This is a genomic window from Pseudomonas sp. 8(2025), assembly GCF_052665325.1.
Map to the genome: position 1 here is coordinate 595,490 of NZ_JBQOIE010000003.1, position 20,609 is coordinate 616,098.

At 64.2% G+C, this 20,609-nt stretch carries 20 protein-coding genes; 10 read left to right on the forward strand and 10 right to left on the reverse strand.

Going from position 1 to position 20,609, the window contains the following annotated elements; translation table 11 throughout:
• Nucleotides 1-56 precede the first annotated feature (56 nt).
• Nucleotides 57-1,307 carry a kynureninase gene (gene kynU, locus ACUXVH_RS09615; protein WP_065364669.1) on the reverse strand — a complete coding sequence of 417 codons (1,251 nt, stop codon included), beginning with the start codon at nucleotides 1,305-1,307 and terminating at the stop codon, nucleotides 57-59.
• 187 nt (nucleotides 1,308-1,494) lie between these two features.
• Between kynU and ACUXVH_RS09620 the strand changes: the two genes are divergently transcribed.
• The gene (locus ACUXVH_RS09620; protein WP_011059125.1) at nucleotides 1,495-1,968 is read left to right on the forward strand and encodes an Lrp/AsnC family transcriptional regulator; all 474 of its coding nucleotides are present in this window, start codon (nucleotides 1,495-1,497) and stop codon (nucleotides 1,966-1,968) included.
• A gap of 6 nt (nucleotides 1,969-1,974) precedes the next feature.
• Here ACUXVH_RS09620 and ACUXVH_RS09625 read toward each other — a convergent pair whose 3' ends face one another.
• Complete coding sequence (locus tag ACUXVH_RS09625; RefSeq protein ID WP_011059124.1) at nucleotides 1,975-2,988, reverse strand: AraC family transcriptional regulator; 1,014 nt, start codon at nucleotides 2,986-2,988, stop codon at nucleotides 1,975-1,977.
• 369 nt (nucleotides 2,989-3,357) lie between these two features.
• Between ACUXVH_RS09625 and antA the strand changes: the two genes are divergently transcribed.
• From antA to ACUXVH_RS09650, 5 genes are all read left to right on the forward strand, one after another.
• Nucleotides 3,358-4,746, forward strand: coding sequence for an anthranilate 1,2-dioxygenase large subunit (antA, locus tag ACUXVH_RS09630; protein WP_065364670.1), 1,389 nt, complete (start codon nucleotides 3,358-3,360; stop codon nucleotides 4,744-4,746).
• Nucleotides 4,747-4,748: 2 nt separating this feature from the next.
• Nucleotides 4,749-5,240, forward strand: coding sequence for an anthranilate 1,2-dioxygenase small subunit (gene antB / locus ACUXVH_RS09635; RefSeq protein WP_053156267.1), 492 nt, complete (start codon nucleotides 4,749-4,751; stop codon nucleotides 5,238-5,240).
• Between the two features lie 17 nt (nucleotides 5,241-5,257).
• Nucleotides 5,258-6,280, forward strand: a complete 1,023-nt coding sequence (antC, locus tag ACUXVH_RS09640; protein ID WP_065364671.1) for an anthranilate 1,2-dioxygenase electron transfer component AntC — start codon at nucleotides 5,258-5,260, stop codon at nucleotides 6,278-6,280.
• A gap of 67 nt (nucleotides 6,281-6,347) precedes the next feature.
• Nucleotides 6,348-7,748, forward strand: coding sequence for an amino acid permease (locus tag ACUXVH_RS09645; RefSeq protein ID WP_011059120.1), 1,401 nt, complete (start codon nucleotides 6,348-6,350; stop codon nucleotides 7,746-7,748).
• Nucleotides 7,749-7,934: 186 nt separating this feature from the next.
• The gene (locus tag ACUXVH_RS09650; RefSeq protein ID WP_065364672.1) at nucleotides 7,935-9,143 is read left to right on the forward strand and encodes a benzoate/H(+) symporter BenE family transporter; all 1,209 of its coding nucleotides are present in this window, start codon (nucleotides 7,935-7,937) and stop codon (nucleotides 9,141-9,143) included.
• Between the two features lie 27 nt (nucleotides 9,144-9,170).
• On the opposite strand, the gene pdxR is transcribed toward ACUXVH_RS09650, so the two are convergent.
• From pdxR to kynB, 3 genes are all read right to left on the reverse strand, one after another.
• Nucleotides 9,171-10,670, reverse strand: a complete 1,500-nt coding sequence (gene pdxR / locus ACUXVH_RS09655) for a MocR-like pyridoxine biosynthesis transcription factor PdxR (RefSeq protein WP_065364673.1) — start codon at nucleotides 10,668-10,670, stop codon at nucleotides 9,171-9,173.
• A gap of 258 nt (nucleotides 10,671-10,928) precedes the next feature.
• Complete coding sequence (gene kynA, locus ACUXVH_RS09660) at nucleotides 10,929-11,780, reverse strand: tryptophan 2,3-dioxygenase (protein WP_065364674.1); 852 nt, start codon at nucleotides 11,778-11,780, stop codon at nucleotides 10,929-10,931.
• Between the two features lie 93 nt (nucleotides 11,781-11,873).
• Nucleotides 11,874-12,527, reverse strand: coding sequence for an arylformamidase (gene kynB, locus ACUXVH_RS09665; protein WP_065364675.1), 654 nt, complete (start codon nucleotides 12,525-12,527; stop codon nucleotides 11,874-11,876).
• A gap of 287 nt (nucleotides 12,528-12,814) precedes the next feature.
• Here kynB and ACUXVH_RS09670 point away from each other — a divergent pair, with 287 nt between their 5' ends.
• The 3 genes from ACUXVH_RS09670 to ACUXVH_RS09680 all read left to right on the forward strand — a co-directional run bounded on the left by ACUXVH_RS09670 (nucleotide 12,815) and on the right by ACUXVH_RS09680 (nucleotide 14,286).
• Nucleotides 12,815-13,159 carry a cupin domain-containing protein gene (locus ACUXVH_RS09670; protein WP_011059115.1) on the forward strand — a complete coding sequence of 115 codons (345 nt, stop codon included), beginning with the start codon at nucleotides 12,815-12,817 and terminating at the stop codon, nucleotides 13,157-13,159.
• Between the two features lie 126 nt (nucleotides 13,160-13,285).
• Entirely contained in the window at nucleotides 13,286-13,771 is a 486-nt protein-coding gene (gene parS, locus ACUXVH_RS09675; RefSeq protein WP_015634047.1) for a type II RES/Xre toxin-antitoxin system antitoxin, read from the forward strand.
• Entirely contained in the window at nucleotides 13,768-14,286 is a 519-nt protein-coding gene (locus tag ACUXVH_RS09680) for an RES family NAD+ phosphorylase (protein ID WP_011059113.1), read from the forward strand. Before parS ends, ACUXVH_RS09680 begins: the two co-directional genes overlap by 4 nt.
• Nucleotides 14,287-14,621: 335 nt before the next feature.
• Here the strand turns inward: ACUXVH_RS09680 and mmsB are convergent, their stop codons facing one another.
• Together mmsB and ACUXVH_RS09690 are read right to left on the reverse strand one after the other, a co-directional pair.
• Nucleotides 14,622-15,509 (reverse strand): 3-hydroxyisobutyrate dehydrogenase, encoded by an 888-nt coding sequence (gene mmsB / locus ACUXVH_RS09685; RefSeq protein WP_011059112.1) that lies wholly within the window; start codon nucleotides 15,507-15,509, stop codon nucleotides 14,622-14,624.
• A 10-nt stretch (nucleotides 15,510-15,519) separates the two neighbouring features.
• Nucleotides 15,520-17,046 (reverse strand): CoA-acylating methylmalonate-semialdehyde dehydrogenase, encoded by a 1,527-nt coding sequence (locus tag ACUXVH_RS09690; protein ID WP_065364676.1) that lies wholly within the window; start codon nucleotides 17,044-17,046, stop codon nucleotides 15,520-15,522.
• 149 nt (nucleotides 17,047-17,195) lie between these two features.
• Between ACUXVH_RS09690 and ACUXVH_RS09695 the strand changes: the two genes are divergently transcribed.
• Nucleotides 17,196-18,146 carry a LysR family transcriptional regulator gene (locus tag ACUXVH_RS09695; RefSeq protein WP_011059110.1) on the forward strand — a complete coding sequence of 317 codons (951 nt, stop codon included), beginning with the start codon at nucleotides 17,196-17,198 and terminating at the stop codon, nucleotides 18,144-18,146.
• A gap of 46 nt (nucleotides 18,147-18,192) precedes the next feature.
• Here ACUXVH_RS09695 and ACUXVH_RS09700 read toward each other — a convergent pair whose 3' ends face one another.
• From ACUXVH_RS09700 to ACUXVH_RS09710, 3 genes are read right to left on the reverse strand one after another with little or no spacing between them, the layout of a single operon-like run.
• On the reverse strand, nucleotides 18,193-18,687 hold the full coding sequence (locus ACUXVH_RS09700) for an OmpA family protein (protein WP_015634043.1): 495 nt from the start codon (nucleotides 18,685-18,687) through the stop codon (nucleotides 18,193-18,195).
• Between the two features lie 14 nt (nucleotides 18,688-18,701).
• Nucleotides 18,702-19,970 (reverse strand): diguanylate cyclase domain-containing protein, encoded by a 1,269-nt coding sequence (locus ACUXVH_RS09705; RefSeq protein WP_011059108.1) that lies wholly within the window; start codon nucleotides 19,968-19,970, stop codon nucleotides 18,702-18,704.
• Nucleotides 19,967-20,548 (reverse strand): YfiR family protein, encoded by a 582-nt coding sequence (locus ACUXVH_RS09710; protein ID WP_026020227.1) that lies wholly within the window; start codon nucleotides 20,546-20,548, stop codon nucleotides 19,967-19,969. The genes ACUXVH_RS09705 and ACUXVH_RS09710 overlap by 4 nt, the downstream gene beginning before the upstream one ends.
• Nucleotides 20,549-20,609 lie beyond the last annotated feature (61 nt).

Below are 20,609 nucleotides of genomic sequence, written 5' to 3' on the forward strand. Positions count from 1 at the left end.
CTTGTGCCGCTGGCCTGGTCGCCGCACAGGGCGGCAACCAGGGGGTGAAACACGTCTCAGGTCACGCTGTGGCGCACCTGGAATTGCGCCTGGGCCCAGGTTTTCTGATCGAGGATTTCACCGAGGATCTGCACCGCTTCCCACACCTCACTGAAGCGGGTGTACAGCGGAGTGAAGCCGAAACGCATGATCCGCGGCTCGCGGTAATCGCCGATCACGCCCCGGGCGATCAGGGCCTGGATCACCGCGTAGCCTTCGGGGTGCTCGAAGCTCACGTGGCTGCCACGCTTGGCATGCTCACGCGGGGTCACCAGCTTCAGCTCGTGACCGGCGCAGCGCTGCTCCACCAGTTCGATGAACAGGTCGGTCAGCGCCAGGGACTTGCGCCGCAGGCTCTGCATGTCGGTCCGTTCGAAGACTTCCAGGCCGCATTCGACCATGGCCAGAGAGGTAATCGGCTGGGTGCCGCACAGGTAGCGGGCAATGCCGCTGGAAGGCTCGTAGCGGGTGGCCATGTCGAACTGCCGGGCATGGCCGAACCAGCCGGACAGCGGCTGGGTAACCAGGTCGCAGAGCGCCGGAGCGACCCAGGCGAAGGCCTGGGAGCCGGGGCCGCCATTGAGGTACTTGTAGGTGCAGCCGATGGCGTAGTCGGCGCCGCTGCGGCCCAGGTCCACCGGCACCGCGCCGGCCGAGTGGGCCAGGTCCCAGATGCTCAGGGCGCCCGCCTCGTGGATCAACCCGGTGGTCGCCTGCATGTCGTGCATGTAGCCGGTCTTGTAGTTGACGTGGGTCAGCAGCACCACCGCGGTGTCCTGGCCGATGGCCGCCGGCAGTTGTTCCGGGCTGTCCACCAGGCGCAGGGAGTACCCCTGCTGCAGCAGCTGCGTCAGGCCTTCGACTATGTACAGGTCGGTAGGAAAGTTGCTGCTTTCGGAGACGATCACCCGCCGCTGGGGCGCACGTCCGGCCTGGACCTGCAGGGCGGCGCTGAGGACCTTGAACAGGTTGATGGAAGTGGTATCGGTGATGACCACCTCACCAGCACCCGCACCGATCAGCGGCGCCAGCCGATCCCCCAGGCGCTGGGACAGGTCACGCCATCCGGCCGTGTTCCAGCTGCGGATCAGGCCCTCGCCCCACTCTTGCTCGATCACCTGCCGGGCCCGCTCGGCAGCCGCCACGGGGCGGGCACCAAGGGAGTTGCCATCGAGGTAGATCACCCCTTCGGGCAGGCTGAACTGTTGGCGCAGCGGCGCCAGGGGGTCCTGTTCATCGAGACGCAGGCAGTGGTTTTTATCGATCATTGGCAGTCCTGTCTTGGTCAATGTCATGCCCACCGGAAGGGGCCGGGCACGGGGTCCTGGAAACCCGAAAACTTGAGAAATAATGGACGAAGGCCGGGAGAATTTTCGTGCAAAGTGCAGCGCGCTGTCGTACTAATCTCGAATAAAATTCTAATCCTCCAATAAAAAACGCGGATTTATGCCAACCATGACCCTCGACTCCACGGACCTGCGCATCCTCTACTTCCTGCAACAGGACGGGCGTATCAGCAATCAGGAACTGGCGGAGAAAGTCGCCCTCTCGCCCTCGGCCTGCCTGCGCCGCCTGCGCCTGCTGGAAACGGAGGGGATCATCAGCGGCTATCGCGCCCAGCTCAATGCCGAGCGCCTGGGCATCGAGCTGGAAGCGATCGTCCACGTATCCCTGCGCCAGGACGTGGAAGGCTGGCACGAGACCTTTATCGGCAAGGTCCAGCAGTGGCCGGAAGTGGTGGCCGCCTACGTGATCACCGGCGCCAGCAACTACGTGCTGCGCATCCAGGCGCGCAACCTCAAGCACTTCTCGGATTTCATCGTCAACCATCTGAACCGCGCCTCGGGCGTGACCGACATCCGCTCGGAAATCGTCCTGCAGAAGATCAAGGAGCAGAACAGCCTGCTGGACCTGGTGCAGCGCAAGTAAGCCGTCCTAGAACCCGGCCGGGCGCCGCGCGGGGTGACGCTGGGCAGTGACGCTCGGGGTTTCGTCGAACAGCTTGCGGTACTCGGCGGAGAACCGCCCCAGGTGGGTGAAGCCCCAGCCCAGGGCAATCTCCGAGATGTTGCGCGCCGAGCCGTGCTCGAGAATTTCCTGGCGCACGCCATTGAGCCGGTGGCGCTTGAGGTAGGCCATGGGCGACAGGGCGAAGTACTTGCGAAAGGCCTCGAACAGCTTGAAGCGCGAGACGCCGGCGGCGGCCTCCAGGTCCTCCAGGTGCACGGTCTCGCGGGCATGTTCATGCAAGTGCTGGCGGGCCCGTACCAGATAGTGGGGCAGCTTGACCCCGAGCATTGCCCGCAACTCGCTGGAGTAGTTGTTGGGCTGGGCCAGGATCAGGCCCTTGATCAATGAGCTTTCGATTTCCCGGGTGAAGGCCAGCTGTTCATAGAGCTCGTTGCCCTGGGCCAGTTCGCCGATGAAATGCTGCGCCATGCGCCACCAGGCCGCGGCGGCACCGTGCAGCGCATCCATGCCGGGCTCGAAACGCAGCGGCTCCAGCACCGGGCGCTGCAACAGGCCTTCCAGGGCCTCGCTCATGGCCGGCCGGGAAATCACCACCTGCAGCTTGCGACAGTCTCCGGAGATGGCCAGCACCTGGCTTTCGTTGGGGGCGATGATCACCCCCTGGCCGCGGTCCGAGCGCAAGAGGCGCCCGTCCTTGCTCAGTTCCTGCTCGCCGCACAGCGGCAGGCTCAGGCTGTAGCTGCTGAAGCGCTCGGTGTCCTGGATATCCACCACCACATCGGTGCCGTATTCGATGATGCCCAGGGTCGTGGAACGGGACCTGAGCACGTTGGCACTGTGGTGGAAACGAATGCGTTCGGGGTTGGCGGTTTCCAGGCGGTGAGGCCCACAGATTCCCGCCATCCAGTTCCTGGCCCCTTCAAGGTCAAAGCGATCGATACGAATCTCGCGAAACTGCCCATCAGCCTTGCTATTCATCACGGCGCACCCACGGCAATTTTTATTCAGCGCGCTCTGACGGCGCGTCTTGTATGACAGGGCAAGTTTTGCGCCAGCCGACGGCGCTGCCAACCCAGTGGATAGCAATCGTCGACTAAGTGGATAACCGGGCCCCATCACCCTCATTGGCTGCGCTCACAGTAGCCGATCAGCGCACCAACAGGCAGCCATCCATCGCTTGCCTGCACGATGCTGGGTAGATGCTACCCAGGGGCCTGCTGCTCCATGCCTTGCCGGGAACGGGCAATTTTGTGGATGACCTTGGCCGACTAAGCGGATAGCCGCAGGCCCCCTCCCCTCTCTCTAATGACTGCACCCGATTGGCCTGAATAAAAAAGGTACCGACTCATGAGTGGTGCAAGAAACGTCGAGCAGTGGCAAGACTTCATCGGCAGCTGCCTGGATTTTCGTCCCGCGGACGGGGTGTTCCGTATCGCCCGGGACATGTTCACCGAACCCGAGCTGTTCGACCTGGAGATGGAGCTGATCTTCGAGAAGAACTGGATCTACGCCTGTCACGAAAGCGAGTTGCCCAACAACCACGACTTCATCACGATGCGCGCCGGGCGCCAGCCGATGATCATCACCCGCGACGGCGAGGGCCGGCTCAATGCCCTGGTCAACGCCTGCCAGCACCGCGGCACCACCCTGACCCGGGTCGGCAAGGGCAACCAGTCCACCTTCACCTGCCCCTTCCATGCCTGGTGCTACAAGAGCGACGGGCGCCTGGTGAAGGTCAAGGCGCCAGGGGAATACGACGAGGGCTTCGACAAGGCCACCCGCGGCCTGAAGAAGGCCCGCATCGAGAGCTACAAGGGCTTCGTCTTCATCAGCCTGGACGTGGCCGCCGACAATTCCCTGGAAGACTTCCTCGGCGACGCCAGGATCTTCTTCGACATGATGGTCGCCCAGTCCCCCGACGGTGAACTGGAGGTGCTGCCGGGCAAGTCCGCCTACACCTACGACGGCAACTGGAAGCTGCAGAACGAGAACGGCCTGGACGGTTATCACGTCAGCACCGTGCACTACAACTACGTGGCCACGGTGCAGCACCGCCAGCAGGTCAACGCCGACAGCGGCGCCGGCAGCAGCGCCACCCTGGACTACAGCAAGCTCGGCGCCGGCGACGCCAGCACCGACGATGGCTGGTTCGCCTTCGAGAACGGCCACAGCGTGCTGTTCAGCGAAATGCCCAACCCGGCGGTGCGCTCCGGCTACGCCAGCATCATGCCGCGCCTGGTGGCCGAGCACGGCCAGGCCAAGGCCGAGTGGATGATGCACCGCCTGCGCAACCTGAACATCTACCCCAGCCTGTTCTTCCTCGACCAGATCAGTTCCCAGTTGCGGATCATCCGCCCCATTGCCTGGAACAAGACCGAGATCATCAGCCAGTGCATCGGGGTCAAGGGCGAGAGCGACGCCGACCGGGAAAACCGCATCCGCCAGTTCGAGGATTTCTTCAACGTCTCGGGCATGGGCACGCCGGACGACCTGGTGGAATTTCGCGAGGCCCAGCGCGGTTTCCAGGGGCGCCTGGAGCGCTGGAGCGATGTCTCGCGCGGCCATCACCGCTGGGTCAGCGGGCCCACCGCCAACAGCGAGAACCTGGGCATCCAGCCGGCCATGACCGGCACCGAAATCACCCATGAGGGGCTGTACGTCAACCAGCACCAGAACTGGCAGAAGTTCCTCCTGGACGGCCTGCAGCGCCAGCCCCTGAAACTGCGTGAGGTGTAAGCATGAATGCGCAATTGCAGTACCAGATCGAGCAATTCTTCTATCGCAAGTCCGAGCTTTGCGATGCCCAGGACTGGGACGCCTACCTGCAACTGTTTGCCGTGGACAGCGAGTTCCACCTGCCCCAGTGGGACTCGGAACACGTCTACACCCGGGACCCGAAACGCGAGATGTCGCTGATCTACTACGCCAACCGTTCGGGGCTGGAGGACCGGGTGTTCCGCCTGCGCACCGGCAAGGCGGCCTCGACCATCCCCATGCCGCGCACCCTGCACATGGTCAGCAACCTGCGCATTGCCGAGGGCGACAACGGCCTGCTGCGGGTACGCCTGAACTGGCACACGCTGTTCTATCGCCTGGCCACCGCCGAGGAGTTCTACGGCCACGCCACCTACGACCTCAAGCCCCAGGGCGACAGTTGGCTGATCCAGCGCAAGCACGTGCTGCTGCTCAACGACACGATCAACTCGGTGCTCGATTTCTATCACCTCTGACCCACGGAAGTTCTCCCATGACGCACAAGGTCGCGTTCAGCTTTGCCGACGGCAAGACCCTGTTCTTCCCGGTCAAGGCCAATGAAATCCTGCTCGACGCCGCCCTGCGCAACGGCATCAAGATCCCCCTGGACTGCCGTGAAGGGGTGTGCGGCACCTGCCAGGGCCGTTGCGAGTCCGGCCAGTACAGCCAGGACTATGTGGACGAAGAAGCCCTCAGCGCCCAGGACCTGGAGCAACGCAAGATGCTCACCTGCCAGACCCGGGTGCAGTCCGACGCAGCGTTCTATTTCGATTTCGACTCCAGCCTGTGCCACAGCGCCGACCCGGTGCAGTTGCAGGGCTCGGTGATCGACGTGCGCCAGGTGTCCGAAAGCACCGCCATCCTCCACCTGGACCTGGGCGGCCATCAGGCGCCACTGGATTTCCTCCCGGGCCAATACGCCCGCCTGAGCATCCCCGGTACCGGCACTAGCCGGGCCTACTCCTTCGCCAACCGGCCGGCGGCGGACAACCAGTTGCAGTTCCTGATCCGCCTGCTGCCCGACGGGGTGATGAGCAACTACATCCGCGAGCGCTGCCTGGTGGGCGACACCCTCCAGCTGGAGGCGCCGCTGGGAGCCTTCTACCTGCGCCAGATCAGCCGTCCGCTGATCCTGGTGGCCGGTGGCACCGGGCTCTCGGCCCTGCTGGCGATGCTCGAACAGATCGTCGAGCAGGGCTGCCAGCAGCCGGTGCACCTGTACTACGGCGTGCGCCACAGCCGCGACCTGTGCGAACTGGAGCGGATCCAGGCCCATGGCGAACGCCTGGCGGACTTTCGCTTCACCCCGGTGATCAGCGACGCCGACCCGGATTGGCCGGGCAAGCGCGGCTACATCAGCGAACACTTTGACAGCAGCGAACTGCGGGACCAGGACACCGACATGTATGTGTGCGGGCCGCCGCCAATGGTCGATTCGATCCGGATCTGGCTGCAAGAACAGCAACTTAACCGCGTTCAGCTGTATTACGAGCGGTTCACCGAGAGTAATATCTGATCCCGTCAGCATTCGCCGTGATCGACCCCGATCGATCCTGATAACAACTAGAAGAGAGCGCACATTAGTGGATCAAACCTTGAAGCAGGGTGAACTCAAGCGTGGCTTGAAGAACCGCCATATTCAGCTGATCGCCCTGGGTGGGGCGATCGGCACCGGACTGTTCCTCGGCTCGGCCGGGGTTCTCAAATCCGCCGGACCTTCAATGATCCTGGGCTACGCGATTGCCGGGTTCATTGCCTTCCTGATCATGCGCCAACTGGGGGAAATGATTGTCGAGGAGCCGGTGGCCGGTTCCTTCAGCCACTTCGCGCACAAGTACTGGGGCGGCTATTTCGGCTTTCTCGCGGGCTGGAACTACTGGGTGCTGTATGTCCTGGTGGGCATGGCCGAGCTCACTGCGGTGGGCAAGTACGTGCAGTTCTGGTGGCCGGAGATCCCCACCTGGGTCAGCGCCGCGGTGTTCTTCGTGCTGGTCAACCTGATCAACATGATGAACGTGAAGTTCTTCGGCGAGGCCGAGTTCTGGTTCGCCATTATCAAGGTAGTGGCCATCGTCGGCATGATCGTCCTCGGCTGCTACATGCTGTTCAGCGGCAGCGGCGGCAGCCAGGCCTCGGTGAGCAACCTGTGGTCACACGGCGGCTTCTTCCCCAACGGCGGCACCGGCCTGCTGATGGCCATGGCCTTCATCATGTTCTCCTTCGGCGGCCTGGAACTGGTGGGCATCACTGCCGCCGAAGCCGCCGAACCGCGCAAGGTCATTCCCAAGGCCATCAACCAGGTGGTCTACCGGGTGCTGATCTTCTACGTCGGCGCCCTGGCGGTGTTGCTGTCGCTGTACCCGTGGGACGAACTGCTGGTGAGCCTCAACGCTGGCGGCGATGCCTACAGCAGCAGCCCGTTCGTGAAGATCTTCTCGCTGATCGGCAGTGATGCCGCAGCGCAGATCCTCAACTTCGTGGTCCTGACTGCGGCGCTGTCGGTGTACAACAGCGGCGTGTACTGCAACAGCCGCATGCTCTATGGCCTGGCCGAACAGGGTGACGCACCCAAGGCGCTGATGAAGCTCAACAAGCAGGGCGTGCCGATCCTGGCTCTGGGCATCTCCGCGCTGATCACCCTGCTCTGCGTGCTGGTCAACTACCTGGCGCCCCATGAAGCGCTGGAGTTGCTGTTCGCCCTGGTGGTGGCCGCATTGATGATTAACTGGGCGCTGATCAGCCTGACCCACCTGCGCTTTCGCAAGGCCATGGCCGAGCAGGGCGTGGTGCCTTCGTTCAAGGCCTTCTGGTCGCCGCTGAGCAACTACCTGTGCCTGGCCTTCATGGTGATGATCGTCGGCGTGATGTGGATGATCCCCGGCATCCGTGCCTCGGTGTACGCGATCCCGGTGTGGGTCCTGGTGATCTGGGGCTTCTACCTCCTGAGCCGGGCGAAGAAAGCTTCGCAACCCGCCCTGCGCTAAGCCCACAGGTTCACGCCACACCCCCGAGCCCGGCCTTATCCAAGGCCGGGCTTTTTTGTCGGCGCCGCCAAAGTGGTCTGCCAGCAAACAAGAATGTGGCTCGAAACGATAGTCCATCCGTTACCTAGAATCGGGCCTCTCCCGGCGCTTGGGCCAGGGAGCCTGTTCCTCGACGGAGAGTGGCTTATGAACAGAACCGCGACAGGCCTTAGACCGGCCGATATCTTCTCTCCCACCGTGGCGGCACTGATCTCAGTGCTGGTGAACTATGGCGGGACCTTCATCCTGGTGTTCCAGGCCGCTGAACTGGCCCGGCTGACACCCGCCCAGACCACCTCCTGGGTCTGGGCCGTGTCCCTGGGCGTGGGCCTGAGCGGCATGTGGCTGAGCCTGCGCTACAGGGCGCCGATCATCACCGCCTGGTCTACCCCCGGGGCGGCCTTCCTGGCCACGGTGATGCCCTTCACGCCCTATGCCGAGGTGATCGGCGCCTACCTGGTTTGCGCCCTGGGGTTCATCGTCCTGGGCGGGTCCGGGGCTTTCGACAAGCTGGTGCGCCTGATTCCCAAGGGCATCGCGGCTGGCCTGCTGGCAGGCATCCTGCTGCAGTTCGGGATCAACGCCTTTGGCGGCGCGAGTGCCGATCCACTGCTGGTGATCGTGCTGGTACTGTCCTATGCGGTGCTGCGGCGCTTCACTTCACGCTTTGCCGTGGTGGGCATCCTGTTCATCGGCCTGGCGTTGCTGATCGTCCAGGAGCGGGTCGACTTCGCCAGCGTGCACCTGAGCTTCGCCGCTCCCCTGTTCACTGCGCCACAGTTCTCCGTGTCGGCCTTGCTCGGCGTGGCCCTGCCACTGTTCGTCATCACCCTGACCGGCCAGTACATGCCGGGCATGCTGGTGTTGCGCAATGACGGCTTCCAGACCAGCGCCAACCCGCTGCTCACGGTCACCGGGTTGGGCTCGCTGATCATGGCGCCGTTCGGCGCTCACGCATTCAACGTGGCGGCGATCACCGCGGCGATCTGTACCGGCGAAGATGCCCACCCGGACCCGGGCAAACGCTATATCGCCGGTATCGCCTGCGGCGTTTTCTACATCCTGGTGGGGACCTTCGGGGTCACCCTGGCGACCCTGTTCATGGTCTTGCCCAAGGCCTTTATCACCACCCTGGCCGGCCTGGCATTGCTGGGGGCAATCGGCGGCAGCCTGGCCAACGCCATGGCCGATACGGCCACCCGGGAAACCGCGCTGATCACCTTCCTTGCCACTGCCGCCAACGTCACTCTGCTGGGGATCGGTGGTGCCTTCTGGGGGCTGGTTGCCGGGCTGACCGTGCACCTGTTGATCCTGGGCCCGCGCAGCGCCCTGGCACTGGAACGCGCCAAGCCCTGACCGCCGGCGCTGGAAAAAGGCCGCTGGCTAGGGCTTTCCCAGGGCCTGGGCCAGACGCGCCATCGCCGCCTCGATCTCATGGGCGCTCAGGGACGCATAGCCCAATAGCCAGCCCTGCTGCTTCTGCTCGCCCGCATAAAGCCGGCTGAGCCCCGGCAACTGGATGCCAGCCCTGGCCGCGCGTTGCTGGGTCAGCTCTTCGCTCCAGCCGGGCTCCAGAAGACACGGGACCTGCAACCCGCCGGGTGGCGGCAAGGCCCTGGCAATGCCCGGCAAATGCCGGCCTATGGCCTCGAGCATGGCCTGCCGGCGCCCGGCGTAGAGCTTGCGCATGGCCCGTACATGGGCGTTGTAGTGCCCCTCCTCCATGAACCGCGCCAGGGTCAGTTGGAGGATCTGCGGCGTGTGCCCGTCCATGATGCTGCGGGCACTGCTGAAGGCCCCCACCAGTTCGGCGGGCAGGATCATGTAGCCCATGCGCAGGCCCGGATAGAGAGTCTTGCTGAAGGTGCCGATGTACAGGGTGCGCCGAAACGGGTCCAGGCCCTGGACGCAGGCGGTGGGCAGGCCCTCGTAGTGGAACTCGCTGTCGTAGTCGTCCTCGATGATCCATCGGTCGTGCTCGGCGGCCCAGCGGGTCAGCTCCAGGCGGCGCTCCAGGGACAGGGTGGCACCCGTGGGGTACTGGTGCGAGGGCGTCACATAGACACAGCGGGCGCCGCTGCGGTCGGCTCGCAACAGGTCGGTGCGGATGCCCTGGCCATCCACATCAATGGGCACGATCCGCGCCTCGGCCGCCTCGAAGGCCTTGCGCGCGCCGAAGTAGCCTGGATTCTCCATCAGGATCGGCTTGCCGGCGTCCACCAGCAGTTGCGCGCACAGGAACAGCGCCTGGCGAGTGCTGCTCAGCACCAGGATCTGCTCGGGCTGCACCTTGGCCCCGCGTTCCAGGTTGAGGTAGGCGGCAATCGCCTTGCGCAGGGGCAGCGCGCCCTGGGGATCGCCATGCAGCAGCACGCTGGCACGGTAATCCTTCAATGCCTGGCGTTGCAGGCGCTCCCAGACCTCCAGCGGGAAGCTGCGGGTTTCCGGCAAACCGGTAGCGAAGGCCGTGACCGCCTGCTGATCGCTGACCCCACCCCGCGCCAACAGTGCCGCGCCGCGCCGGCTCAGGCCCGCTCCCGGTTCCGGGCTGTGGGCCGGCAACCCTTGCTGGAGCTGGCGCCGGCGGGACGGGCCACGCAATTGGGCACCGATGGTTTCGCAGACATAGCTCCCCGAGCCTTTGCGCCGCAGGACAAAACCGTCGCGCTGCAACTGCACATAGGCGTTTTCCACGGTGTCACGCGATACCGCCAGCGACTTGGCCAGGGCCCGGGTCGCCGGCAGCTTCACGCCGGGGCCCAGGGCGCCGTCGAGGATCAGCCCGCGCAAGGCGCGCTGGATGCGCTGGTGCAGGTCCAGAGGGCGGAACTCAGGATCGCTGAGCCGCATCTTGAGGGTTTCAAGCTCGAAGGTCCGGGACATGTGGTCTGCCTTAGAGAGTAAAAATGGTGCACCGAAGGCGGCCACCTTATCCCCAGAGCGCAACTGCCGCCAGCGCCCGCTGCTCTCTAACGACCTCTGTAGCCGCTGCCGCAGGCTGCGATAAGGTCCGGAGGACCTTCCAGACCTCAAGAACGCGTCTGCTGCGCTGCCGATCGCAGTCTGCGGCAGCGGCCGCACTCTGGGAGTCAGTCACCGGCAGGCACATGAAAACGCCCCGGCAGGCGGGGCGTTTTCGGGTCAGAGCGAGGAGCGCACTCGCCACAGTTCGGGAAACAGCACGGTGTCGAGCATCTTGCGCAGGTAGCCCACGCCCTCGGTACCACCGGTACCGGGCTGGAAGCCGATGATGCGCTCCACCGTGGTCACATGGCGAAAGCGCCACTGGCGGAAGGAGTCTTCCAGGTCGATGAACTTCTCCGCCAACTGGTACAGGTCCCAATAGGCCGAAGGGTTGGCGTAGACCTCGCGCCAGGCCGTTTCCACCGACGGGTCATGCTGAGTCGTGGTGGTGCTGTCCAGTGCCAGGCGCGCAGGGTCGATGCTCAAGCCGCTGCGGGCCATCAGGGCGATCGCTTCGTCATACATGGACGGGGTGGCAATCGACGCTTCCAGCGATTGCAACAGTTCGGGACGATGGGCATGGGGCCGCAGCAGGGCCGCGCTCTTGTTGCCGAGGATGAATTCGATCTCCCGATACTGGAACGACTGGAAGCCCGAGGACTGGCCCAGGTAAGGCCGGATCGACTTGTACTCGGACGGCGTCATGGTGGCCAGCACCGCCCAGGCGTGCACCAGTTGATCGAAAATCCGCGAAACCCGCGCCAGCATCTTGAACGCCGGCGGCAACTGGCCCTGGCGCACATGCTCGCGGGCCGCCTTGAGCTCGTGCAGCATCAGCTTCATCCATAGCTCCGAGGTCTGGTGCTGGATGATGAAGAGCATCTCGTTGTGGTCCGGCGACAGGGGATGCTGGGCGCTGAGGATGCGCCCCAGGTCCAGGTAGTCGCCGTAGCTCATGGAGTCGGAAAAATTCAGCTCGGCGTTATGCCACTCAGCCGGCGGATTGCTTGAAAAGGGACATTGGCTCATCGCGTGGGCTCCTCGCCTCAGGCAGCGGTTGCCCATCGCTGGCTGCGCAGCCCGGATCGGGATGCACAACGGCGCGAAGGGCCAGCTGTGTATTTATTGTAGGAATGAATCGGCCAGGGGGCGCAGGATCGCCCGCACCGGACTGGCGTCCAGGTGAGCGAAGCGCAGTGGCAGGGCAATCAGTTCGTAGTCGCCTTCGGCAACCTCATCGAGAACCACGCCTTCGAGGATCGCCATGCCATGGCGGGCCACGGTGTTGTGGGCGTCCATGGTCTTGGACTGCTGGGGGTCGAGGGACGGGGTGTCGATGCCGATCAGGCGCACGCCGAGGCTGGCCAGCAGCTCGACAGTGGCTGGAGCAACGGCAGTAAAGTCCGGGTCCCAGGCACTCAGCGGAGCCTGTGGATAAGTACGCAGCAACACTCGCGCAGGCAAGTTTTCGAGGCGCCCGAGCAACGCCTCGGGCTGCACCAGAGCACCGCTGTCCAGGCAGTGCAGGACCCGGCACGGGCCCATGTAGACATCCAGCGGCACTTCACCGATGGGCAGGCCCTCCGGCCGGTAATGCAGGGGCGCATCGACATGGGCACCGGTGTGGGGCGACAGGGTCACCCGCCCGACATTCACCGGGCACTCGGGGCCGAACTGCCAGACGCGCTCCTCCTGGAACGGCGTATCTCCCGGCCAGGTCGGGGTTGCGGTACTCAACGGCGGGCTGATATCCCACCAGCGTGGTGTATTTTCCATTCGTGCGGCTCTTAGGTCACTCCGAGCTGAATGATACGAGCGAAACCGGTAAAGATTCTTGCGAAATAACTCGGGCAGCCGCGGGTATTTCGCAATTACTGCTAACAAAGCCCTGTTTGCCGAATGAATCTTGCAACCGCCACGCCTCTTCCCGGCCCTGCGCCCAGCCACCTCGACTCGGGGCAGGCGCTGCGCTTCTGGATACCCCGAGGTCGAGTACAGACAACCCCCTGCCCGCCAGGCGCTATAGGGTGCGGCTTCAGTTCTCTGCCTGCTAGGAGCACAGCATGTCCCAACCCATCACCGTTCTTCGCGACACTCATCCGCTGCCGGTGCTCGACGCCTGCAAGTGGGAAAAACTCCAGGGCGATCCGCACACCGTCAACCTCAACGCCTACACCAGCGAGGATGGCAGCAAGATCATGGGCACCTGGATCTGCACCCCGGGCAAATGGCGGGTGGCCTATGAAAAGTGGGAGTACTGCCATTTCCAGGAAGGCTACTGCGTGATCACCCCGGACGGCCGCGACCCCATCCACCTGCGCGCCGGCGATATCTTCGTGGTGGAGCCCGGGATGAAAGGCACCTGGGAAGTGGTGGAAACCGTGCGCAAGTACTTCGTCTTCGCCTGAGCCCTCCCTCGATACCGGGAGCCCGCGCCAGCCGGGCTCCCCTGGCCGTGTTGCGATTCAAGCCAGCGCCTTTTGCCAAATGTCTATATAATCACTGCCAAATGGCAAAAGGCAGGAGCAGCACTCATGGTCGCGCTGACAGGCACCGGCCTCGTTCCCAAGCGGCGAGGCAAACTGGTATTGAAAGAGCAGTCCTCGGACATCCTTCTGGGTGGCCGGGCACGCTTTGACGATCGTATCTCGATCTATCGCCTGACCGAGGAGGGCATCCCGCTGACGGCGATCATCAAGTTCGTCTCCTCGGTGCCCATGCTCAAGGACGAACAGGTCCTGGCCAAGATCATCGGCCTTTCCGAACGCACCCTGCACCGGCGCCTGAAAACCCCGGACGAGCCGCTGAACCCGGAACAGAGCGCCCGTGCGGTGCGCTTCGCCCAGGTGCTGGCCAAGGCCGAGGACATCTTCGGCAGCAGTGAAGAGGCCCAGGAGTGGATGGCCAAGCCGGTGATGGGCCTGGACGGCCACAAACCGGTGGACCTGCTGACCAACCCCATCGGTTTCGAACTGGTGGACGAGTTCCTCACCCGCCTGGAATACGGGGTCTATCAGTGATCAGTGTGCCGGGCAGCAGCACCCTTCACTTCTGGCGGCTGGACGCCGCCCGGCACGCCGACAGCTGGGACAGCGGCATTGGCGCCGAACTGTGTGGCGGCCGCTGGAACTCCAAGGGCGTGAAGGCGGTGTACGCCAGCGCCGACCCGGCCACGGCGATTCTGGAAGTGGCGGTGCACAAGGGTTTTGCCGCCCTGGACAGCGTGCCCCATGTACTCACCGGCGCCCTGATCCAGGACCCGACCGCCATCTACCGAGTCGATGAAAACCGTATTCCCAACCCCAACTGGCTGGTGCCGGGGATTCCCAGCGCCGGCCAGCAGAAGTTCGCCGATCAGTTGCTGGCGGACCACCCTTTCGTGCTGGTGCCCTCGTCGGTTTCCCGGCACAGCTGGAATATCCTGATCAATCCGCTGCTGGCCAAGGGGCTGTACCAGGTGGTGATCCAGGAACGCTTCGGCCTCGACACCCGCCTCAACCCTCCCTCCGGCACCGTTGCCAGCCGGCCGAACTGAGCCGGGCAAAAAAAGCGGGAACCTGCCCGACGCAGGTTCCCGCAAATGCCCCGGCTGAAGGGGCTGCATTCAATGACGCGTGGAGCCGCTGCTGAGCCCGCGAAGCTGCGAAAAGGACCGAAGGGCCTTGCCTGGCGATACCCAGACAAACCTCTGCCGGGTTTGAGACCGCTGCGTCTCCTGCGGAGCCGTTCGCAGCCTGCGGCAGCGGCTACATCGCCCCTTGTAGCCGCTGCTGAGCCGCAGGGCCTTGTTTGACGATACCCAGAGAGACCACTGGCGGCGTCGAGATTGCCGCGCAAACCCGCCAGCGCCCCCTCCCTACAAGCGACGCCTTACTGCGGCTTGCGGTAGCTGTTGACGATGGCCGAGAAGTCCTTGCCACCTTCCCCACGCTGGCTCATGGCCTGGTACAGCTGCTGTGCCACGGCACCGAGCACCACCGGCTGGTGGGCCTGGCGCGCGGCTTCGGTGGCCAGCCCCAGGTCCTTGAGCATCAGCTCGGCACCAAAGCCTCCGGTGTAGCCGCGGGACGCCGGGGCGGTTTCAATCACGCCCGGCCACGGGTTGTAGGTGTCGGAACTCCAGCACCGGCCGGTGGAGCTGTTGATGATCCCCGCCAGCACTTGGGTGTCGATGCCCAGGGCATCCCCCAGGGCCATGGCTTCGCTGACGCCGATCATCGAAATCCCCAGCAGCAGGTTGTTGCAGATCTTGGCGATCTGCCCGGTACCCACTTCACCGCAGTGCACGATGTTGCGGCCCATCTGCGCCAGCACCGGTTGCAGGGTGGCGAACAGTTCGGCGCTGGCGCCGACCATGAAGGTCAGGGTCCCGGCCTGGGCGCCGCCGGTGCCACCGGATACCGGAGCATCGGCCATGGCCACGCCCTGCTTGGCGGCGGCTGCGGCCACTTCACGGGCGGTCTGTGGGTCGATGGTGCTGCAATCCACCGCCGGAATGCCGCGGCCAATACCCGCCAGCACCCCATCCTCGCCCAGCCAGACGCTGCGCACATGGGCCGCAGCGGGGAGCATGGTGATCACCAGTTCGGCGCCTTCGGCAGCGGCCTTGGGCGAAGCACTGATACGCCCGCCCAGTTGCGCCAGCTCGGCCAGCACGCTCTGGTTGAGATCGAACAGGTTCAACTGATGGCCGGCCTTGATCAGGTTGCGGGCCATGGGCGCGCCCATGTTGCCCAGGCCGATAAATGCAATGTTCATGTCAGGCTCCTCAACGCAGGCTGATGGTGGTGTTCACACCGTCATTGACGCTGTCATCGTCGAACCAGCGGCTGGTGACGGTTTTGGTCTGAGTGTAGAACTGCACCACTTGCTTGCCGTAGGGGCCCAGGTCGCCGAGCTTGGAACCGCGGGAGCCGGTAAAGCTGAAGAATGGAACCGGCACCGGAATGGGGATGTTGATGCCCACCTGGCCGACGTCGATTTCGCTCTGGAACTTGCGCGCCGCCGCACCGCTCTGGGTGAACAGGCCGGTGCCGTTGCCGAAGGGGTTGGCGTTGACCAGGGCGATGGCCTGGTCCAGGGTATCCACCTCCAGCACCACCAGCACCGGGCCGAAGATTTCCTGGGTGTAGATCTGCATGTCGGTGGTCACCCCGGAGAACAGGGTCGGGCCGATGAAGTTGCCCTGCTCGTAGCCCGGAACCTTGATGTCGCGGCCATCGAGCTCCAGCTTGGCACCTTCTTTCACGCCGCTTTCGATCAGCTCCAGAATCCGCGCCTTGGCACGCTTGGAGACCACCGGGCCGACATCGGTGCCCGGCTCGCTGCCGGCGTTGACCTTGAGTTTCTGCGCCAGGGCCTTGAGGTCCGGCAACCATTGTTTCGCCGCCCCCACCAGCACCACCACCGAGGTGGCCATGCAACGCTGGCCGGCCGCGCCGAAGCCGGCGCCCACCAGGGCATTGAGGGTCTGTTCGCGGTTGGCGTCGGGCAGCACCACGGCGTGGTTCTTCGCGCCCATCATCGATTGCACGCGCTTGCCGTGCTTGCCCGCCAGGTCATAGACGTGGGTGCCGACCGCAGTCGAACCGACGAAGGACACCGCCTTGATGTCCTTGTGGGTGCACAGCGCATCCACCACGTCCTTGCCGCCGTGCACCACGTTGAGCACACCGGCCGGCACCCCGGCTTCCACCGCCAGCTCCACCAGCAGCATGGTGGACAGCGGGTCCTGCTCGGAAGGCTTGAGGACGAAGGTGTTGCCGCAGGCGACGGCCATCGGGAACATCCACAGCGGAATCATTGCCGGGAAATTGAACGGGGTGATCCCGGCGCACACGCCGATCGGCTGGCGCAGGGTGTAAGTGTCCACGCCGCCGGCGACGTTTTCGGCGAATTCGCCCATCTGCAGGGTGCCGATGGAGCAGGCATGCTCCACCACTTCCAGGCCGCGGAAGATGTCGCCCTCGGCGTCGGCGATGGTCTTGCCCTGCTCGGCGCTGAGGACCACGGCAATGCGTTTGGAGTGCTCGCGGATCAGGGCCTGGAGCTTGAGCATGATGCGCATCCGCGCGCCGATCGGGGTCAGTTTCCAGGTCTGGAAGGCGCGCTGGGCAGCGGCGATCGCGGCGTCGACTTCAGCGGCAGTGGCAAAGGGCACCTTGGCCAGCACTTCCTGGGTCGCCGGGTTGACGATGTCGTGCCATTCCTGGCTCTGGGACTGGACCCATTCACCGTCGATCAGCAGTTTGACCTGTTGCAGGGTGGTGCCGTCGGGCTTGAGGGATGCGTTCATGGGGTCTCCTGACTTCTTGAGTTCTTATGCAGGGAAACCAAGGCGGGCAAGCGCCTTGAAAGAAGGCCTGTCGCGAGTTGGTATCGGACGGTTTTTGGAGTATAGATGTGCAAACTTCTAATAAGAACGCACATAAAATCCGGTCCATCATGCAAAAAAACATCACTTCGCTAAGCACCCTGAACTGGGACGACCTGAAGTTTTTCCTCGAAGTGGCGCGCACTCGCAAGGCCAGCAGCGCGGCCAAGCGTCTGGCGGTGGACTACACCACGGTATCGCGGCGCATCGGGTCCCTGGAAACCGCCCTGGGCACCTTGCTGTTCGAAAAGTCCCGCACCAACGGCTTTGTCCTCACCGCCGAGGGCCAGCGCCTGCTGGGTTATGCGGAGTCCATCGAAAGCACCCTGCACATGGCGTGCGAGCAGGTCTCGGGCTCCGGAGTAGCGTTGTCCGGCCATGTGCGCATGGGCTGCACCGAGGGCTTCGGCACCTTCTTCATCACCCCGCAACTCAGCCACTTCCTCGACGCCTACCCGGCAATCTCGGTGGATATCCTGCCGCTGCCGCACTTCATCAGCCTGTCCAAGCGCGAGGCGGATATCGTCATCGCCCTGGAACGCCCGGAGCACGGCCCCTATGTGTGCTGCAAGCTGTGCGACTACCGCCTGCAGCTGTACGCCACCCAGGAATACCTCGACCGCCACCCGCCGATCCGCCGCCCCGGCGACCTGGGCGAGCATCAATTCATCAGTTATGTGGATGACCTGGCCTTCAGTTCCGAGCTGCTGTACCTGGCCAATGTGGTGCCCGGGGCCAGCGCCAACCTGCGCAGCACCAGCGTGATTGCCCAGTACGTGGCAGCGCAGCAGGGCCGCTCGCTGGCGATCCTGCCGTGCTTCCTGGCGGCCCAGGACCCGCGCCTGCTGCCAGTGCTGCCCAAGGAAATCAACCTGACCCGGCAATTCTGGATGTACTGCCGGGAGGATCTCAGGAAGTTGAAGCGGATCACCCTGTTATGGGATTACATCCGCGAGGTGACCGAGCAGAATCGGCCGCTGCTCATGGGCGAGAGTCGCAGCATGCGCTTCGCCGCCCCCTGACCCTTAGCGGCCGCAAGGCTGCAGCCGCAACCCGGCAGGTCGTCGATCAGTCGGCGATCACCACGATCGACACCCGACGGTTCTCGGTACGCCCGGCCACGGTGCTGTTGGAGGCCACCGGCTCGCTGCTGCCCAGGCCGCGCAGCTGGATGTTTTCTTCACGCATGCCAACCTGGGTCAACACCTTGACCACGCTCTTGGCCCGGCGCACGGACAGTTGCACGTTGTAGGCCTCCTTGCCCGACGCGTCGGTGTGACCGTCGACCCGGACCTTCTGGATATCGACGCTGAGCAGCGCCTTGCCGATGCGCTGGACGATCTCGGTACTGGCCTGGTTCAGGGTTTCCACATCGCTGCCAAACAGCACCTTGCCCGACAGGCCAAAGGCCCAGCCTTCATCCGTCAGTTCGAAGCCCTCCTGTTTCAGTACCGCGATCTGTTTCGGGGTCAGACCTTTGGGCGGCACGCTCTGACAGCCGGCCAGGGCCAGCAGGGCCATGAACACCAGAGTGCTGAACAGTCGAACCGAACGTTGCGTCATCGAGAACAAGGGAATTAGCTCCTGTTTTGAACCTGAACGATAGGGGGCTCCGCCCCCACTGTGTGTTGCCCGCCTCGCGAACCGCGCTTGGCTTGGTACATGGCCGCGTCGGCGGCATTCAACAGACTGCCCGGTGTCGCGCCATGATCCGGGTACACGGCAATACCGATACTCAGCGATGTCAGGATCGACAGGCTGCCGGGCAGTTGAATCGGTACTTCCATGCTGCTGATGATCTTGTCGGCGATGCGCTGGGCATCCTCGACCCGGTGCAGCGGGGTCAGCAGCACGGCAAATTCGTCCCCGCCCAGGCGCGCCACCAGGTCGTCCTCGCGCAACTGCGCGCGAATCCGCGTGGCCACAGCCACCAGCACCGCATCGCCAGCGGCGTGGCCGAAGTTATCGTTGATCTCCTTGAACCGGTCGCTGTCGAGAAACAGCACCGCCATGCGCTCGTTGAGCTTGTTGGCGCTGCGCAGGGCACGGATCAGCCGGCCTTCGAAGAACGCCCGGTTGGGCAGGCCGGTCAGGCTGTCGTGGCTGGCCTGGTGGGCCAGGGTTTCATTCTCGCTTTGCAGATGGGTCTGCCAGGCCTCCAGCTCATCGAGCAGGGCGTTGAAGTCGTTGCCCAGGTTGTCCAGTTCGGCGATTTCCGCAGGCGGCACCCGCTGATCGAAGGCCCGTTCGCGCCGGGCCGCGTGCGCCACATCGGCGAGGCTGCGCAACGGCCCGGTGATGCCCCGCAGCTGGCGGCGCGCCAGGTACAGCGCCAACCAGGCGCTGAGGGCGATGCACAGCACGATGCCCACCAGGCCACTGAGGAGAAACCGCAACAGGCTGCCGCCATGGCCGGTGACATTGATGGTGCCGATTTCCCGCCCCTGGTGCAGGATCGGCAGGCTGATGGGCTTTTCCAGAAAGGCGCTGGCGACGTGCATTTCCAGATTGGTCAGAAAGCCGCTTTCCGGGCGCTGCCAGCTGGCCAGCAACTGGCCCTGGCTGTCATACACCTTGGCGTCGGCCACCTCTTCGGTGGAGGCGATCAGGGCCAGGGCCTCGGTGGCCACCACACTGTCGTTGAACACCACTGCAGCTTCCACGGTGTAGCTGATGGAGCGGGCGATCAGGTGCAGGTTGTGATCGGCGTACACGCGCAGGGCCAACACCCCGAGAAAGGTCAGGGACAGGCTGGCCATGGAGATCGCCAGCAGAGCGACGATCAGGTGGCCGCGACCGATGACCGACCGCAGTGTAGGGCGGGCGTTGGGCTTGAACAGTTTCATGGGGCCGCCGGACGACGACGGGAAAGCTGCAGCACGCTGGGATGAATCTTCACCCCACTGCGCGCCACGGAATCCAGGTTGACCTCGAACGACACCTGGCTGTCGCCGACCCGCAGGCAGAACAGGCTGCCCACGGTGCACTGGTCGCCCCCCTCGCTGATGCTCAGCACCGGTTGCCCGATCAGCGAGTTGAACAGGCGGGTACGCTCATCATTGGACAATTTGCCGACATAGACCGAATCGCACTCACTGGCCAACGACGGGTTGTTGGCCAGCAGACGCCGCACCAGCACCGGGCGGCCGGTGGCCTGGGTCGCGCCCTTGAGCAGGTCATCGGTGTATTCGGTGGGGCCAACCACGCACAGACGCAGTTGCGCAGGCTCCACGGGCCAGCGAGCGTAGCTGAGAATGCCCAGCACCACTTGGGTTACAGCCTTGGCCCGTTGCTCGGCCAGGCTCGCGGACGCCGGTGGCTCCGACTGCGCGATGGCCAACAGGCTGAACAGGCAGAGAATGGTCGACAGCACACACTGTCTCCACCCCAAAATGCGCTCTGTCCTCAAGACAGCCACGTCCATGCAGGGATTCTCTTTGATTTTCACGGAAATGATGCCGCAACGATAGCACAGCCCGGGAAAA

Excerpts from the sequence above, each read along its gene's own strand:
- kynU (WP_065364669.1), bottom strand. The coding sequence starts at position 1,307 with ATGATCGATAAAAACCACTGCCTGCGTCTCGATGAACAGGACCCCCTG.
- ACUXVH_RS09620 (WP_011059125.1), top strand. The coding sequence starts at position 1,495 with ATGACCCTCGACTCCACGGACCTGCGCATCCTCTACTTCCTGCAACAG.
- ACUXVH_RS09625 (WP_011059124.1), bottom strand. The coding sequence starts at position 2,988 with ATGAATAGCAAGGCTGATGGGCAGTTTCGCGAGATTCGTATCGATCGC.
- antA (WP_065364670.1), top strand. The coding sequence starts at position 3,358 with ATGAGTGGTGCAAGAAACGTCGAGCAGTGGCAAGACTTCATCGGCAGC.
- antB (WP_053156267.1), top strand. The coding sequence starts at position 4,749 with ATGAATGCGCAATTGCAGTACCAGATCGAGCAATTCTTCTATCGCAAG.
- antC (WP_065364671.1), top strand. The coding sequence starts at position 5,258 with ATGACGCACAAGGTCGCGTTCAGCTTTGCCGACGGCAAGACCCTGTTC.
- ACUXVH_RS09650 (WP_065364672.1), top strand. The coding sequence starts at position 7,935 with ATGAACAGAACCGCGACAGGCCTTAGACCGGCCGATATCTTCTCTCCC.
- pdxR (WP_065364673.1), bottom strand. The coding sequence starts at position 10,670 with ATGTCCCGGACCTTCGAGCTTGAAACCCTCAAGATGCGGCTCAGCGAT.
- kynA (WP_065364674.1), bottom strand. The coding sequence starts at position 11,780 with ATGAGCCAATGTCCCTTTTCAAGCAATCCGCCGGCTGAGTGGCATAAC.
- kynB (WP_065364675.1), bottom strand. The coding sequence starts at position 12,527 with ATGGAAAATACACCACGCTGGTGGGATATCAGCCCGCCGTTGAGTACC.
- ACUXVH_RS09670 (WP_011059115.1), top strand. The coding sequence starts at position 12,815 with ATGTCCCAACCCATCACCGTTCTTCGCGACACTCATCCGCTGCCGGTG.
- parS (WP_015634047.1), top strand. The coding sequence starts at position 13,286 with ATGGTCGCGCTGACAGGCACCGGCCTCGTTCCCAAGCGGCGAGGCAAA.
- mmsB (WP_011059112.1), bottom strand. The coding sequence starts at position 15,509 with ATGAACATTGCATTTATCGGCCTGGGCAACATGGGCGCGCCCATGGCC.
- ACUXVH_RS09690 (WP_065364676.1), bottom strand. The coding sequence starts at position 17,046 with ATGAACGCATCCCTCAAGCCCGACGGCACCACCCTGCAACAGGTCAAA.
- ACUXVH_RS09695 (WP_011059110.1), top strand. The coding sequence starts at position 17,196 with ATGCAAAAAAACATCACTTCGCTAAGCACCCTGAACTGGGACGACCTG.
- ACUXVH_RS09700 (WP_015634043.1), bottom strand. The coding sequence starts at position 18,687 with ATGACGCAACGTTCGGTTCGACTGTTCAGCACTCTGGTGTTCATGGCC.
- ACUXVH_RS09705 (WP_011059108.1), bottom strand. The coding sequence starts at position 19,970 with ATGAAACTGTTCAAGCCCAACGCCCGCCCTACACTGCGGTCGGTCATC.
- ACUXVH_RS09710 (WP_026020227.1), bottom strand. The coding sequence starts at position 20,548 with ATGGACGTGGCTGTCTTGAGGACAGAGCGCATTTTGGGGTGGAGACAG.